14 protein-coding genes are annotated in these 15,397 nt (G+C 73.6%); 10 read left to right on the forward strand and 4 right to left on the reverse strand.

Going from position 1 to position 15,397, the window contains the following annotated elements:
- Nucleotides 1-35: 35 nt before the first annotated feature.
- Genes ACFQ8T_RS10645 through ACFQ8T_RS10675 form a run of 7 tightly spaced genes read left to right on the forward strand, consistent with a single transcriptional unit; the run spans nt 36 to nt 7,998 of the window.
- On the forward strand, nt 36-1,520 hold the full coding sequence (locus ACFQ8T_RS10645; protein ID WP_430546507.1) for a fumarylacetoacetate hydrolase family protein: 1,485 nt from the start codon (nt 36-38) through the stop codon (nt 1,518-1,520).
- The gene (locus ACFQ8T_RS10650) at nt 1,517-2,215 is read left to right on the forward strand and encodes a GntR family transcriptional regulator (protein WP_430546508.1); all 699 of its coding nucleotides are present in this window, start codon (nt 1,517-1,519) and stop codon (nt 2,213-2,215) included. Before ACFQ8T_RS10645 ends, ACFQ8T_RS10650 begins: the two co-directional genes overlap by 4 nt.
- Nucleotides 2,215-3,726 carry a 5-carboxymethyl-2-hydroxymuconate semialdehyde dehydrogenase gene (gene hpaE, locus ACFQ8T_RS10655; protein WP_430546509.1) on the forward strand — a complete coding sequence of 504 codons (1,512 nt, stop codon included), beginning with the start codon at nt 2,215-2,217 and terminating at the stop codon, nt 3,724-3,726. The genes ACFQ8T_RS10650 and hpaE overlap by 1 nt, the downstream gene beginning before the upstream one ends.
- A gap of 18 nt (nt 3,727-3,744) precedes the next feature.
- On the forward strand, nt 3,745-4,887 hold the full coding sequence (gene hpaD / locus ACFQ8T_RS10660) for a 3,4-dihydroxyphenylacetate 2,3-dioxygenase (RefSeq protein WP_430546510.1): 1,143 nt from the start codon (nt 3,745-3,747) through the stop codon (nt 4,885-4,887).
- On the forward strand, nt 4,884-5,705 hold the full coding sequence (locus ACFQ8T_RS10665; RefSeq protein ID WP_430546511.1) for a fumarylacetoacetate hydrolase family protein: 822 nt from the start codon (nt 4,884-4,886) through the stop codon (nt 5,703-5,705). Before hpaD ends, ACFQ8T_RS10665 begins: the two co-directional genes overlap by 4 nt.
- Nucleotides 5,690-6,517, forward strand: a complete 828-nt coding sequence (locus ACFQ8T_RS10670; protein WP_430546512.1) for an HpcH/HpaI aldolase/citrate lyase family protein — start codon at nt 5,690-5,692, stop codon at nt 6,515-6,517. The genes ACFQ8T_RS10665 and ACFQ8T_RS10670 overlap by 16 nt, the downstream gene beginning before the upstream one ends.
- Entirely contained in the window at nt 6,514-7,998 is a 1,485-nt protein-coding gene (locus ACFQ8T_RS10675; RefSeq protein WP_430546513.1) for an NAD-dependent succinate-semialdehyde dehydrogenase, read from the forward strand. Before ACFQ8T_RS10670 ends, ACFQ8T_RS10675 begins: the two co-directional genes overlap by 4 nt.
- Before the next feature lie 87 nt (nt 7,999-8,085).
- On the opposite strand, the gene ACFQ8T_RS10680 is transcribed toward ACFQ8T_RS10675, so the two are convergent.
- From ACFQ8T_RS10680 to ACFQ8T_RS10695, 4 genes are all read right to left on the reverse strand, one after another.
- Nucleotides 8,086-9,546, reverse strand: coding sequence for a dihydrolipoamide acetyltransferase family protein (locus ACFQ8T_RS10680; protein WP_430546514.1), 1,461 nt, complete (start codon nt 9,544-9,546; stop codon nt 8,086-8,088).
- A gap of 20 nt (nt 9,547-9,566) precedes the next feature.
- The gene (locus tag ACFQ8T_RS10685) at nt 9,567-10,580 is read right to left on the reverse strand and encodes an alpha-ketoacid dehydrogenase subunit beta (RefSeq protein WP_429765596.1); all 1,014 of its coding nucleotides are present in this window, start codon (nt 10,578-10,580) and stop codon (nt 9,567-9,569) included.
- Nucleotides 10,577-11,734 (reverse strand): pyruvate dehydrogenase (acetyl-transferring) E1 component subunit alpha, encoded by a 1,158-nt coding sequence (gene pdhA / locus ACFQ8T_RS10690; RefSeq protein ID WP_430546532.1) that lies wholly within the window; start codon nt 11,732-11,734, stop codon nt 10,577-10,579. Before pdhA ends, ACFQ8T_RS10685 begins: the two co-directional genes overlap by 4 nt.
- 257 nt (nt 11,735-11,991) lie before the next feature.
- Entirely contained in the window at nt 11,992-12,258 is a 267-nt protein-coding gene (locus ACFQ8T_RS10695; protein ID WP_430546515.1) for a hypothetical protein, read from the reverse strand.
- 131 nt (nt 12,259-12,389) lie between these two features.
- On the opposite strand from ACFQ8T_RS10695, the gene ACFQ8T_RS10700 reads away from it, so the two are divergent.
- The 3 genes from ACFQ8T_RS10700 (at nt 12,390) to ACFQ8T_RS10710 (ending at nt 15,392) form a co-directional block, all read left to right on the forward strand.
- Nucleotides 12,390-12,788 (forward strand): RidA family protein, encoded by a 399-nt coding sequence (locus ACFQ8T_RS10700; protein WP_430546516.1) that lies wholly within the window; start codon nt 12,390-12,392, stop codon nt 12,786-12,788.
- Nucleotides 12,789-12,820: 32 nt separating this feature from the next.
- The gene (locus ACFQ8T_RS10705; RefSeq protein WP_430546517.1) at nt 12,821-13,075 is read left to right on the forward strand and encodes a hypothetical protein; all 255 of its coding nucleotides are present in this window, start codon (nt 12,821-12,823) and stop codon (nt 13,073-13,075) included.
- 91 nt (nt 13,076-13,166) lie between these two features.
- Nucleotides 13,167-15,392 carry an alpha-galactosidase gene (locus ACFQ8T_RS10710; RefSeq protein ID WP_430546518.1) on the forward strand — a complete coding sequence of 742 codons (2,226 nt, stop codon included), beginning with the start codon at nt 13,167-13,169 and terminating at the stop codon, nt 15,390-15,392.
- Nucleotides 15,393-15,397 lie beyond the last annotated feature (5 nt).

Here is a 15,397-nt window from a genome sequence, read left to right on the forward strand (position 1 = left end):
CAGTTCGCGAGATCGTATATCATCCGAGATACGACATGACAGCCTCGACCGACAGTGGGGTGCCCGTGGTCACCGACGACCAGCCCAGACCCGGCAAGATCATCGCCGTCCACCTGAACTACCGGTCCCGCGCAGCCCAGCGGGGCCGGACACCGAGCCAGCCGTCCTACTTCCTCAAGCCCGGCTCGTCGCTCGCCGCGACGGGGGGCACGATCGAACGGCCGCTCGGCACGGAGCTCCTCGCCTTCGAGGGCGAGGTCGCGATCCGCATCGGCACCGCCGCGCGCTGGGTCTCCCCCGCCGACGGCTGGTCGCACGTCGACGCCGTCACGGCGGCCAACGACTTCGGCCTCTACGACCTGCGCGCCGCCGACAAGGGCTCCAACCTGCGCAACAAGGGCGGCGACGGCTACACGCCGCTCGGCCCGCGCTGGATCCCCGCGTCCGACGTCGACCCCGCCGGCCTGCGCGTGCGCACCTGGGTGGACGGCGAGCTCGTCCAGGACGACTCCACCGGCACGCTGCTCTTCGACCTCGGCCGCCTCGTCGCGGACCTCTCCCAGCACCTCACGCTGGAGCCCGGCGACGTCATCCTCACCGGCACGCCGGCGGGGTCGTCGGTCGTCGGGCCCGGGCAGGTCGTCGAGGTCGAGGTGGACGCCCCCGAGGCGTCGGGCGCCCCCACCAGCGGCCGGCTCGTCACCACCGTCACCGCCGGCACGCACGCGTTCGGGGACTTCGGGTCGAAGCCCGCCGTCGACGACACGCAGCGCGCGGAGGCCTGGGGCACACCGCCCCCGGCAGCCGAGCCGACCTTCGTGCTCACCGACGACATGCGCGAGCGGTTCGCCGGCGTCGCCGTCGCCACGCTGTCGGCCGCGCTGCGCAAGCGCGGCTACACCGACGTCTTCGTCGAGGGCGTGCACGGCAACCACCCCGGCGACCGCTTCGTCGGCACCGCCCGCACGCTGCGGCTCGTCCCCTTCCGCCCCGACCTGTTCGCCTCGCACGGTGGCGGCTTCAACGCGCAGAAGCGCGCGTTCGACGCCGTCGGGCCGGGCGAGGTGATCGTCGTCGAGGCGCGCGGCGAGCGCGGCACCGGCACCGTCGGCGACGTGCTCGCGCTGCGCGCCCACGTGCGCGGCGCCGCCGCGATCGTCACCGACGGCGGGGTGCGCGACGCCGACGCGGTCGCCGAGATCGGCATCCCCGTCTTCTCCCAGGGCCCGCACCCGTCCGTCCTCGGCCGCAAGCACGTGCCGTGGGAGACCGACGTGACCGTCGCGTGCGGTGGCGCCGCGGTGCAGCCGGGCGACGTCGTCGTGGGCGACGGCGACGGCGTCCTCGTCATCCCGCCGGCGCTCGTGGAGGAGGTGCTCGCCGAGGCCGAGGCCCAGGAGGCCGCCGACGCGTGGGTCGCGCAGCAGGTCGCCGCAGGCGCGCCCGTCGACGGGCTGTTCCCGATGAACGCCGAGTGGCGCGCCCGCTACGAGCGCGAGACGGCCGGGGGCGCCGGATGAGCACCCCGACCACGGTCCCCGTGAGCAAGTCCCAGCGCGCCTACGCCTACCTGCGCGAGCGGATCGAGGACGGACGCTTCGTGCCCGGCTACCGGCTGGTGCTGGCGCAGCTCGCGGGCGAGCTCGACATGTCCGTCGTCCCGGTGCGCGAGGCGATCCGCCGCCTCGAGGCGGAGGGCCTGGTGACGTTCGAGCGCAACGTCGGCGCGCAGGTCGCCCTCCTCAAGGAGACCGAGTACCAGCACACGATGGAGACGCTCGCGCTGGTCGAGGGCTTCGCCACCGCGCTGTCCGCACCGCACCTGTCCGCCGCGCAGCTCGACGCCGCGCGCGCGGTCAACGAACGGATGCGCCGCTGCCTCGCCGACTTCGACCCGCACCGGTTCACCGAGCTCAACCTCGAGTTCCACGCGGTGCTGTTCGAGCCCTGCCCCAACCCGCACGTCCTCGACCTCGTGCATCGCGGCTGGCGGCGCATGACCGTGCTGCGCGACTCGTCGTTCTCGTTCGTGCCCGGCCGCGCGCGCGAGTCGGTCGCCGAGCACGACGGGATCCTCGACCTGATCGGCGGGCTCCACGAGGGTCGCACGACCGCGCTCGACGTCGAGCTCGCCGCCCGCCACCACCGCACCAACACCCTCGACGCCGTGCTCGCGCGGCAGGCGTCCCACCGACCCGCCCCTTCGGAGAAGTGATGACCGTGCAGAACACGCCCCAGACGCACCGCCCCGCCGACCTGCCCACCGCGATCCGGCACTACATCGACGGCCGCTTCGTCGACTCGGCCGACGGCGCCACCTTCGACGTCCTGGACCCGGTGTCGAACCAGACCTACCTCCAGGCCGCCGCGGGCAAGAAGGCCGACGTCGACGCCGCCGTCGCGGCCGCCCGCCGCGCGTTCACCGAGGGCCCGTGGCCGCGGATGCTGCCGCGCGAGCGCTCGCGGGTGCTGCACAAGATCGCCGACCTCGTGGAGTCGCGCGACGCCCGCCTCGCCGAGCTGGAGTCCTTCGACTCCGGCCTGCCGATCACGCAGGCGCTGGGCCAGGCCCGCCGCGCGGCCGAGAACTTCCGCTTCTTCGCGGACCTGATCGTGGCGCAGGCCGACGACACCTACAAGGTGCCCGGCCGCCAGATCAACTACGTCAACCGCAAGCCGATCGGCGTGGCCGGGCTCATCACGCCGTGGAACACGCCGTTCATGCTCGAGTCGTGGAAGCTCGCCCCCGCGCTCGCCACCGGCAACACCGTGGTGCTCAAGCCGGCCGAGTTCACGCCGCTGTCGGCGTCCCTGTGGGCGGGGATCTTCGAGGAGGCCGGGCTCCCCCAGGGCGTGTTCAACCTGGTCAACGGGCTCGGCGAGGAGGCCGGCGACGCGCTGGTCAAGCACCCCGACGTGCCGCTCATCTCCTTCACCGGCGAGAGCAGCACGGGCCAGCTGATCTTCGGCAACGCCGCCCCGTACCTCAAGGGCCTGTCGATGGAGCTCGGTGGCAAGTCCCCCGCCGTCGTCTTCGCCGACGCCGACCTCGACGCCGCGATCGACGCGACGATCTTCGGCGTCTTCTCCCTCAACGGAGAGCGCTGCACGGCCGGCTCCCGCATCCTCGTGGAGCGTGCCGTCTACGACGAGTTCGTGGAGCGGTACGCCGCCCAGGCGAAGCGCGTGCGCGTGGGGTACCCGCACGAGAAGGACACCGAGGTCGGGGCGCTGGTGCACCCGGAGCACTTCGACAAGGTCATGAGCTACGTCGAGCTGGGCAGGACCGAGGGCCGGCTCGTGGCCGGCGGCGGCCGCCCCGAGGGCTTCGAGACGGGGAACTTCGTGGCCCCCACGGTCTTCGCGGACGTGAAGCCCGACGCCCGGATCTTCCAGGAGGAGATCTTCGGCCCCGTCGTCGCGATCACGCCCTTCGACACCGAGGCCGAGGCGCTCGAGCTGGCCAACGGCGTGAAGTACGGGCTCGCGGCCTACATCTGGACCAACGACCTCAAGCGGGCCCACAACTTCTCCCAGGCCGTCGAGGCCGGGATGGTGTGGCTGAACTCGAACAACGTGCGCGACCTGCGCACCCCGTTCGGCGGCGTCAAGGCGTCCGGCCTGGGCCACGAGGGCGGCTACCGCTCCATCGACTTCTACACCGACCAGCAGGCCGTGCACATCACGCTCGGCAAGGTCCACAACCCGACCTTCGGCAAGAACTGAACGGCAAGGACGCCTGACATGACCCACCTGAACGACCGCACCCTCACCTCCTCGGGCTTCTACGTGAGCCAGGAGGCGCCGATCACCTGCGACAACCCGACCCCGACGCCGACGAGCCCCGCGCCCGACATCCTGCGCTGCGCGTACATGGAGCTCGTCGTCACCGACCTCGCCGCGTCGCGCGAGTTCTACGTCGACGTGCTGGGCCTGTACGTCACGGAGGAGGACGAGCGGAGCATCTACCTGCGCTCCACGGAGGAGTTCATCCACCACAACCTGGTGCTGCGCCAGGGCGAGGTCGCCGCCGTCGCCGCGTTCTCCTACCGCGTGCGAACCCCGGAGGACCTCGACAAGGCCGTCGCCTTCTACACCGAGCTGGGTTGCGAGGTGCGCCGCGAGCCGGGCGGCTTCACGAAGGGCATCGGGGAGTCGGTGCGCGTCGTCGACCCGCTCGGCTTCCCGTACGAGTTCTTCTTCCAGACCGAGCACGTCGAGCGGCTGTCGTGGCGCTACGACCTGCACACCCCCGGCGAGCTGGTACGCCTGGACCACTTCAACCAGGTGACCCCGGACGTGCCTCGGGCCGTGAAGTTCATGCAGGACCTGGGCTTCCGCGTCACCGAGGACATCCAGGACGACGAGGGCACCGTCTACGCCGCGTGGATGCGCCGCAAGCCGACCGTGCACGACACCGCCATGACCGGCGGCGACGGCCCCCGCATGCACCACGTGGCGTTCGCGACGCACGAGAAGCACAACATCCTCGCCATCTGCGACAAGCTCGGCGCGCTGCGTCGCTCCGACGCCATCGAGCGCGGCCCGGGCCGGCACGGTGTCTCGAACGCCTTCTACCTGTACCTGCGGGATCCGGACGGGCACCGCGTCGAGATCTACACGCAGGACTACTACACGGGCGACCCGGACAACCCGGTCGTCACGTGGGACGTGCACGACAACCAGCGCCGCGACTGGTGGGGCAACCCCGTCGTGCCGAGCTGGTACACCGAGGCGTCCCTCGTGCTGGACCTCGACGGCACCCCGCAGCCCGTCGTCGCCCGCACCGACGACTCCGAGATGGAGGTGACCGTCGGCGCCGACGGCTTCTCGTACACCCGCAAGGGGGACACGGAGCAGGGCTTCAAGCTGGGGGCCACGCTGTGACGGGGGCCGACGGCGAGCGCACCCTGGACGACGACGCCGTCGTCGCCGTCGCCGACGAGCTGGCGGAGGCGGACCGCACCCGCACCCCCGTGCCGCTGCTCACTGCGCGGCACAAGGGCATGACGGTGGCCGACGCGTACGCCGTGCAGCGCACCTGGCGCGAGCGCGGCGAGGCGCGCGGCCGCCGCGTCGTCGGGCACAAGATCGGCCTGACGTCGAAGGCCATGCAGGCCGCCACCGGTATCACCGAGCCGGACTACGGCGTCATCTTCGACGACATGGTGCTGGAGTCCGGCAGCGTCGTGGAGCACGCCCGGTACTCGAACGTGCGCGTCGAGGTGGAGCTCGCGTTCGTGCTCGCGTCGCCGCTCGAGGGCCCCGGGATCACGGTGACCGACGTGCTGCGCGCCACCGACCGCGTCGTGCCCGCGCTGGAGATCCTCGACGCCCGCGTCGAGATGCCGGGCCGCACCATCGTCGACACGATCAGCGACAACGCCGCGATGGGTGCCATGGTGGTGGGCGGGCGGCCCGTGCGGGTCGACGACGTCGACCTGCGCTGGGTGTCCGCCCTGCTGTACCGCAACGAGACCATCGAGGAGACGGGCGTCGCCGCGGGGGTGCTGGGGCACCCGGCCGCCGGCGTCGCCTGGCTCGCGAACAAGCTGGCGGCGCACGGCGACTCGCTCGCCGCCGGCGAGACCGTCCTGGCCGGGTCGTTCACCCGCCCCACGTGGGTGCACCCCGGCGACACCGTGCACGCCGACTATCACGCCGGCGCTGGGAGCCTGGGGGCCGTGACATGCCGCTTCGTCTGACCACCGACCGCTCGCTCGCCGCGATGCTCGCCGAGGCCGGGGACGAGGGGCGTCCCCTCGTCGGCGCCTGGTCGTCGATGGGCAGCCCCGTGGCGGCGGAGCTCCTCGCCGGCAGCGGGCTGGACGTCGTGCTGGTCGACGGCGAGCACGGACCGAACGACCTCACGACCGTGCTCGCGCAGCTCCAGGCCACCGCCGCGTACCCGGTCGCGACGCTCGTGCGCGTGCCGTCCGGCGACCCGGTGGGCCTCAAGCGGGTGCTCGACCTCGGCGCCACGAACGTCCTGGTGCCCATGGTCGACTCCGCCGCCGAGGCGGAGGCCGCGGTGCGCGCCGTCCGGTACCCGCCGGCCGGGGTCCGCGGCGTCGGCAGCGCGCTGGCCCGCTCGTCGCGGTGGGCCCGCGTGCCCGGCTACCTCGGCGGGGCGGACGACGGCATCACGCTCGTCGTCCAGCTCGAGACCCGCGCCGCGATCGACGACGCCGCGGCCATCGCCGGCACGGACGGCGTCGGCGCCGTCCTGATCGGCCCTGCGGACCTCGCCGCGTCGCTCGGCCACCTCGGGCAGCAGGACCATCCCGAGGTCGTCGACGCCGGCCTCCGCGCGATCGCCGCGTGCCGCGCGGCGGGCACGCCCGTCGGCGTCAACGCGTTCGACCCGGCCATGGCCGACCGCTACCTCGACGCCGGGGCGGCCTACGTCGTCGTCGGCGCCGACGTCACCCTGATCGCGCGCGGCTCCGAGCAGCTCGCCGCGCGCGTCGCCTCACGCACCACGACCGCACAGCCGAAGGACGGTGGAACACGATGACGACGACGACCAGCGCGACGACGACGGTCTCGGCAGGCTCGACCAGCGTGGAGGTCCCGACGGGACTCCTGATCGGCGGGGCGTGGCGCGACGCCTCCGACGGCGGGTCGTTCGCCGTCGAGAACCCGGCCACCGGGGAGACGCTGACGCGCGTCGCGTCCGCGACGAGCGACGACGCCCGCGCCGCGCTGGACGCCGCCGCGGGGGCGCAGGCCTCGTGGGGAGCGACCCCCGCCCGCGAGCGGTCCGAGATCCTGCGGCGCGGGTTCGCCCTCGTGCAGGAGCGCCGCGAGGACCTGGCGCTGCTCATGACGCTCGAGATGGGCAAGCCGCTCGCGGAGGCGCGCGGCGAGGTGACGTACGGCGGCGAGTTCCTGCGCTGGTTCGCCGAGCAGGCCACGCACGACGACAGCCGGTACGCGCACACCCCGGAGAACACGCTGCGGATGCTGGTGCAGCGCCGCCCCGTGGGCCCGTGCCTGCTCATCACGCCGTGGAACTTCCCGCTCGCGATGGCCACCCGCAAGGTGGCGCCCGCCGTCGCCGCCGGCTGCACCATGGTGCTCAAGCCGGCCCGCCTGACGCCGCTGACGTCGCTGCTGTTCGCGCAGCTCATGGTCGAGGCCGGCCTGCCGGACGGCGTGCTCAACGTGGTGCCGTCCGCGTCCGCGTCGTCGGTCAGCGAGCCGCTGATGGCCGACCCGAGGCTGCGGAAGGTGTCGTTCACCGGCTCCACGCCGGTCGGGCAGAACCTGCTGCGCGCCGCGGCCGACACCGTGCTGCGCACCTCGATGGAGCTCGGCGGCAACGCCCCGCTCGTCGTCTTCGAGGACGCCGACCTGGACGCCGCCGTCGACGGCGCCATGGCCGCCAAGCTGCGCAACGGCGGCGAGGCCTGCACCGCCGCCAACCGCTTCTACGTGCACGAGTCCGTGGCCGACGAGTTCGTCTCCCGCCTCGCCGAGCGCTTCCGCGCCGTCGTCGTCGGGAACGGCCTGGACGACGCGACCACGCTGGGCCCGCTCGTCGAGGCCAAGGCCGTGGACTCCGTCGCGTCCCTGGTGGACGACGCCGTGTCGCGCGGCGCGCAGGTCGTCGTCGGCGGCTCCCGCGTCGACGGGCCGGGCCACTTCTTCCAGCCCACCCTGCTGCGCGACGTTCCCGCCGACGCCCGCTGCATGACGGAGGAGATCTTCGGCCCCGTGGCCCCGGTCGCGACGTTCCGCACCGAGGACGAGGCCGCGGAGCTCGCCAACTCCACCGAGTACGGGCTGGCGTCGTACGTGTTCACCGGCGACGTGCGCCGCGGGCTCGCGTTCGCCGAGCGCCTCGAGTTCGGGCTGCTGGGCCTGAACGCCGGGGTGATCTCCAACGCTGCCGCGCCGTTCGGCGGGATGAAGCAGTCCGGCACCGGCCGCGAGGGCGGCTTCGAGGGCATCGCCGAGTACCAGGAGACGCAGTACGTCGGCATGCCGCTCTGACCGCGAGGGAGGACGAGACTCCGCGAGGTAGTACTACCTCGCGGAGTCTCGTCCTACCCCGGCCTTCTACGTCCTACCTCGCGGTGCTCAGCCCCAGACGAGCCCCCGCGCCGGGTCCTCCAGCACCTTCGCGACGTCGGCCAGGTAGCGGGCGGCGAGCTCGCCGTCGACCAGGCGGTGGTCGACGGACAGCGCGAGCTGCGTGACCCACCGCGCCTTGATCTTCCCCTTGTGCACCCACGGCTGCTTGCGGATGGCGCCGAACGCGAGGATGCCCGCCTCGCCGGGGTTGAGGATCGGGGTGCCCGTGTCGGTGCCGAAGATGCCGACGTTGGTGATCGTGATCGAGCCGTCCGCCATGTCCGCGGGCTGGGTGCGTCCCGCGCGTGCCGTGGACGTGAGGGTCGCGATCGCCTTCGCCAGGCCGAGCAGGTCGAGGGTGTGCGCGTCCTTGATGTTCGGCACGACGAGCCCGCGCGGCGTCGCCGCCGCGATCCCCAGGTTCACGTAGTGCTTGTAGACGATCTCCTGCGCGCCCTCGTCCCAGCTCGCGTTGATCTGCGGGTGCCGGTTGACCGCCAGCAGCATCGCCTTGGCGGCGACGAGCAGCGGCGTGACGCGCACGTCCGCGAAGTCGCGGTCCTCCTTCAGGCGCGCGACGAGCTTCATCGTCTTCGTCACGTCGATCGTCTGGAAGACCGTGACGTGCGGGGCCGTGAACGCGCTGGCCACCATCGCCTCGGCCGTGCGCTTGCGCACCGACTTCACCGGCACGCGCGTCTGGCGGCCGTCCTGGCTGACCGTGCCCGAGGCGAGCCACGGCCGGTCGTCGTCGGGGTAGGTGGCGAGGGACTTCGGGGCGGCACCCTCGTGGTGCGCGACGACGTCCTCCCGCGTCACGATCCCGCCCGGGCCCGTGGGGTGCACCGACGCGAGGTCGACGCCGAGGTCCTTCGCCAGCTTGCGCACCGGCGGCTTCGCGAGCACGCGGGTGCTCTGCGCACCGGGAGCCGCCGGCACGCTCGCCATCGGCTTCTCGATCGCCGGGCCCGAGGGCGCCGGTGCCGGAGCGGGTTCCGCAGCAGGCGCGGGAGCCGCAGCAGGCGCGGGAGCCGGAGCAGGCGCGGGAACAGCTGCCGGTGCAGGGGCCGGAGCCTCGGCCGCGGCGGCCGGCGTCGCGGCACGACGCCGGCGCCGCCCCGAGGTGCCGGCGTCGCCGGTGCCGTAGCCGACCAGCACGGAGCCGGAGCCCTCGCCGGACGCGTCGCCGGAGCCGGCAGGGGCGGCCGTGCGGGTCGGGGTGTCGGCATCGGTGCTGATCTCGATGATCGCCGTGCCGACGTCGACGGTCGTGCCCTCCTCGGCGAGCAGCGCCGTGACGGTGCCCGCCCACGGCGACGGCAGCTCGACGAGCGACTTGGCGCTCTCGATCTCCACGAACACCTGGTTGACGGCGACGGTGTCGCCGACGGCGACCTTCCACTCGACGATCTCGGCCTCGGTGAGGCCCTCGCCCACGTCCGGCAGCGGGAAGCGCTGGGTCGTCATCGTTCTCCTCAGGTCCGCTCTCAGTGGGCCAGCACGCGGTCGACGGCGTCCACGACGCGGTCGACGCTCGGCAGGTACTCGTGCTCCAGCTTCGCGACGGGGTACGGCGCGTGGAAGCCGCCCACCCGCAGGACGGGGGCCTCGAGGGAGTAGAAGCACTCCTCGCTGACGCGGGCCGCGACCTCGGCGCCGGAGCCGAGGAACGTCGGCGCCTCGTGCACGACGACGCAGCGCCCGGTCCGCTTCACCGACTCCGCGACGGCGGTCACGTCGAGCGGCGAGATGGCGCGCAGGTCGACCACCTCGGCGCTGGTGCCCTCGGCGGCCAGCGTGTCGGCCGCCTTGAGCGCCGTCGCGACCGTCGGCCCGTAGGCGACGAGCGTGACGTCGGTGCCCTGGCGGGCGACACGCGCCCGGTTGAGCACGTCGGCGCCGCCGGCGGCGGCCACCGTCGGGTAGGGGCTGGTCGTGACCTCGCCCTTGGACCAGTAGCGGCCCTTCGGCTCGAAGAACAGCACCGGGTCCGGCGACGCCACGGCCGCGCGGATCATGTCGTACGCGTCCTGCGGGGTGGACGGCGAGACGACGCGCAGGCCGGGCGTGTGCGCGAACAGCGCCTCCGGGCTCTCCGAGTGGTGCTCCACCGCGCCGATGCCGCCGCCGTAGGGGATGCGGATGACGACGGGCACCTGCAGGCGGCCGCGCGACCGGTAGTGCATCTTGGCGAGCTGCGTCGTGATCTGGTCGTAGGCCGGGAAGACGAAGCCGTCGAACTGGATCTCGCACACCGGCCGGTAGCCGCGCAGCGCCATGCCGATCGCCGTGCCGACGATGCCGGACTCCGCGAGCGGGGTGTCGACCACGCGGTCCTCGCCGAAGTCCTTCTGCAGCCCGTCGGTGACGCGGAAGACGCCGCCGTTGCGGCCGACGTCCTCGCCCATGACGAGCACCTTGCCGTCCGACTCGAGCGCCGAACGGAGGCCCTCGGTGATCGCCCGGGCGAAGGTCAGGGTCTGCGGGGTTGCTGAGGTCATCGGGCCGCCCCCGTCGTCTCGTTCGTCTCGTTCTCGTACTGCTCGAACCACGCCCGCTCGGCCGTGACCTGCGCGTGCTCGGTGGCGTACACGTGCTCGAACATCGCCGTCGCAGGGGGGGCGCCCAGCTCGCGCACCTCCGTGCGCAGCCGCTCGCCGAGGGCGTCGGCCTCGCGCTCGACGCCGGCCGCCCAGCCGTCGCCCCAGGCGTCCTCGGCGCGCAGCAGCGCGGCGAGGCGGTCGATCGGGTCGCGACGGGCCCAGTGGTCCTCCTCGGCGCGGGCCCGGTAGCGGCTCGGGTCGTCGGAGGTGGTGTGGGCGCCCATGCGGTACGTGTAGGCCTCGACGAAGGTGGGGCCGCCGCCGGAGCGGGCGCGCTCCAGTGCCTCCGCGGTCACGGCGTAGCAGGCGAGGACGTCGTTGCCGTCCACCCGGACGCTGGGGATGCCGAACCCCTCGCCACGCTGGTATAGCGGGGCGCGCGACTGGCGCGACGTCGGCTCCGAGATGGCCCACTGGTTGTTCTGCAGGAAGAACACGACGGGCGCGTTGTTCACGGCCGCGAAGACGAGCGCCTCGCTGACGTCGCCCTGGCTCGTGGCGCCGTCACCGAAGTACGTGACGACGGCGGCGTCGCGCGCCGCGTCGCCGGTGCCGACCGCGCCGTCGCGCTGCACGCCCATCGCGTAGCCGGTCGCGTGCAGCACGTGGGAGCCGATGACGAGCGTGTACAGGTGCACGTTGTGCTCGTTCGGGTCCCAGCCGCCGTGGTCCTCGCCGCGGTACAGGCGGAGGCGGTCGACCGGGTCGACGCCGCGCGCCTGGAGCACGCCGTGCTCGCGGTAGGAGGGGAACACGTAGTCCTGCGGCGACAGGGCGTACGCCGACCCGACCTGGGCGGCCTCCTGGCCACGGCCCTGCGCGTACAGCGCGAGCTCGCCCTGCCGCTGCAGGGCCGTGGCCTCGTCGTCGAACCGTCGCGTCAGCACCATGTCGCGGTACAGGGCGCGCAGGTCCTCGGAGGTGAGGTGGTCGACACGCGAGCGGTAGGTCGCGTTGTCGGGTTCGACGACACGCTCGCCGGTGGGCGAGACGAGCTGGACCAGGGGGTCGACGTCAGCGGGCGCGACGTCGGCGGGCACGTCGACAGGCATCTTGTCGGGCTCGCCGGTGGTTGGCTGCGGCACGCGGTCTCCTTCGCTGACGGCCCCTGAACGGGGGCTGGGCTGCTCCGGCACGGAGGAGGTCCCGGCGCACCGATCGGTGCCCACCGGAACCTACGCCTTCGTAGCCTACGCCAGCGTAGGTTGCCGTCCAGGGGGCAGACCCCCCGGCGGCGGTGCCAATGTCCCCCCGGTCGTTTTGGAGGATTCCTCCAAGCGGGCCGGGTGGCCGACGGCGCCCGCGCAGGTCAGCGCGGGTACCCCTGCCCCGCCCGGAGCGCGTCCCGCTCGCGCAGCACCGGCCACCGCGAGAAGGCGAACACGAGGAACATCACCACGTTGAGGACCGGCACGATCCCGACCAGGACCCACCAGCCCGAGTAGCCGGCCTTCTGGATGATCCGGATGTACGCGATCAGGAAGATGACGGCCACCGCCAGGTAGACGATGATCGCGGCCGTGCCGAACAACCATCCGTAGTCGTCCGCGAGCTGGTCGTAGTCCACGTTCTCCATGGCGGGGAGTCTTCCGCCGCTGGGCGGCGGCGCAACCGGAGCCGCGACCCGAGCTGGACCAGGGCTGCGACCGGGCCATGTCGGTGGTGCGCGGGATGCTCGGGGTACACCTCGACGAAGGGACCCGCCCCATGAACGCGCAGTCGACGCCGACGCCGGTCAACCCGCCTTCACTGCACCAGAACCCCGCGTTCGCGTGGGGCATGATCCTCCCCGCCGGCCGCACGCTCTACGTCGGCGGGCAGAACGGCACCGGCCCCGACGGCGCCCTCGTCGAGGGCGGCCTCGGCCCGCAGACGGAGCAGGCCCTGCGCAACGTGATCGCCGTCCTCGAGGAGGCGGGCACCGACGTGGAGCACGTCGCGAAGCTGACGATCTACCTCGACCCGTCCGTCGACCCGAACGACGCCTACGCCGCCTCCGGCCGGGTCTGGCGCTCCCGCACCGCCGTCACGGTCCTCGCCGTCGCGCCCGCCCGCGCAGGCGCGCTCGTCGAGGTCGAGGCCGTCGCGACCGTTCCCGAGGGCTGACGGGCCCGAGCCGCCGCCCTAGGGTGTGCGACGTGCGCAGACACCGGGGCCGCGGGCTCTTCCAGGCGGTCGCCGTGCTCGCCGCGTTCTTCGCCGTCGCGGACGGGTTCCGCTGGGGCAACCGCTGGTACGTCTCGACGATGTTCGCGGATGCGGACGACCCGGTGTACTCCCTGGAGATCCTGGCCAAGGCGCACGACGCCCTGGTGCACGGCCTCGTCTGGCTCGTGGTCGCGCTGGTCGCCGCCTTCGTGGGCTGGCGGCTGCGGGTGGTGCCGGCCGCCTGAGATCGGTCATCCGCCACGCGATCGGTCCGATGGATGACCGATCGTGCACCGGATGACCGATCTCGCGGCCGGCGGATGGCAGGCTCGGGTCGTGACTTCCACGACCGGCCGCGCCGACGCCGCCGACACCGCCGACACCGCCCACGGATCCGCCGTCGACTCCCTCGTCCACCTGCGCGCGGACGGCGTCAGCGTGCTGGTCGACGCCCGCGGCGGCGAGCTGCCCGCCGTCGTGCACTGGGGCGACGACCTCGGCCCGCTGACCGCCGACGACGCGGCCGCCGTCGTCGAGGCCGCGGCCGCCCCGCTCGTGAGCAGCGGGCCCGACGAGCCGACCCGGCTCGCGCTCGTGCCGGAGCCGCGCACGGGCTGGCTCGGACGCCCGGGCATCGTGGGCGAGCGCGACGGCGACGCCTGGTCGCCGCGCTTCACGACCACCGTGGCGACGCTGTGCGGCGGCACCCTGGCCGCCGGCCTCACGGAGGGCGGCGCCGGGGCGCTGCGCGTCGAGGCGACGGACGTGGTCGCGGAGCTGACGATCGTCCTCGACGTCGAGCTCACCGTCGACGGCGTGCTGCGGATGCGGGCCGCCCTCCGCAACGACGGCGGCCCGTACCGGCTGCACGAGCTCGCCGTCGTCCTGCCCGTGCCGCCTCGGGCGCGGGAGGTCCTCGACCTCACGGGTCGGTGGGGCAAGGAGCGGGCGCCGCAGCGGCACGACCTCACGGTGGGGACGCACCTGCGCGAGGGCCGCCGCGGCCGCACGGGCTTCGACGCCGCCACCGTGCTGACCGCGGGCGTCCCGGGCTTCGGCTTCGGCCACGGCGAGGTGTGGGGCCTGCACGTGGGCTGGTCGGGCAACCACCGGCACTGGGCGGAGCGGCTGCCCACGGGCGACCAGGTGCTGGGCGGCAGCGAGCTGCTGCTGCCCGGCGAGGTGACCCTCGCCGCGGGCGAGGAGTACGAGACGCCGTGGGTCTACGGCGTGCACGGCCACGGCGTGGACGCGCAGGCCGCGCGCCTGCACCGGATGCTCCGCCGCCGCACGGCGCACCCCCGCAGCCCGCGCCCCGTGACGCTCAACGTGTGGGAGGCGGTCTACTTCGACCACGACCTCGCGAGGCTCACCGCGCTGGCCGACGCCGCGGCGGAGCTGGGCGTCGAGCGGTACGTGCTCGACGACGGCTGGTTCCGCGGCCGTCGGGACGACACCCGCGGCCTGGGCGACTGGTACGTCGACGAGGAGGTCTGGCCCGACGGCCTGGACCCGATCGCGGACCACGTGCACGGCCTCGGCATGCAGTTCGGGCTGTGGTTCGAGCCCGAGATGGTCAACCTCGACTCGGACCTGGCGCGCGCCCACCCCGACTGGGTGATGGCCGCCGGCGGCCGGGTGCCGGTGCCGTCGCGGCACCAGCACGTGCTCGACCTGTCGAACCCCGACGCCGCGGCCTTCGTGCTGGAGCGGATGAGCGCGATCGTCGGCGCCCACGGCGTGGACTACGTGAAGTGGGACCACAACCGCGACCTCGTCGACCCGGGCTCCGGCCAGGACGGACGGCCCGTCGTGCACGCCCAGACGCTCGCCGCCTACGGGATCATGGCCGAGCTCCGGCGGCGGCACCCGGGCCTGGAGATCGAGTCGTGCTCGTCGGGCGGCGGCCGGGTGGACCTCGGCGTCACCGAGCACACCCAGCGCGTCTGGGTGTCCGACGTCACCGACCCGCTGGAGCGCCAGCAGATGCAGCGGTGGACGGCGCAGCTGCTGCCGCTGGAGTACCTCGGCGCGCACGTCGCGGCGGACGTCAGCCACCAGACCCACCGCGCGCACTCCCTCGCCTTCCGCGCGGCGACCGCCCTGTTCGGCCACTTCGGCATCGAGTGGGACCTCACCCGCTCGACGCCCGAGCAGCTCGCCGACCTGGCCGGTTGGATCGAGCTGTACAAGGCGGAGCGCGGCCTGCTGCACACGGGCACGCTGGTGCGCCAGGACCTCCCCGCGGACGACGGCCGGCAGGTGTGGGGCGTCGTCGCGACCGACCGCTCCCGCGCCCTGTTCCAGGTCGCGACCCTGACCCGACCCGCCACCGCGCCGCCCGGCCGCCTGACCCTGCGCGGCCTGGACCCCGAGCGCCGGTACCGCGTCACGCCCCTGCCGCTGAGCAGCGAGGCCTACGCCGGCTGGTCGGTCCCGCCGTGGCTCAGGCGCCCGGAGGGCATCGTCCTGACCGGCCGCGCGCTCGCCGTCGCCGGGCTCCAGACGCCGGAGTCGGCGCCCGAGACGTCGCTGGTGCTGCGGGTGGAGGCCGTCGGCTGACGGCG

Origin of the sequence: Isoptericola sp. NPDC056618, assembly GCF_042792715.1 — a bacterium.
GTDB lineage: Bacteria > Actinomycetota > Actinomycetes > Actinomycetales > Cellulomonadaceae > Isoptericola > Isoptericola nanjingensis.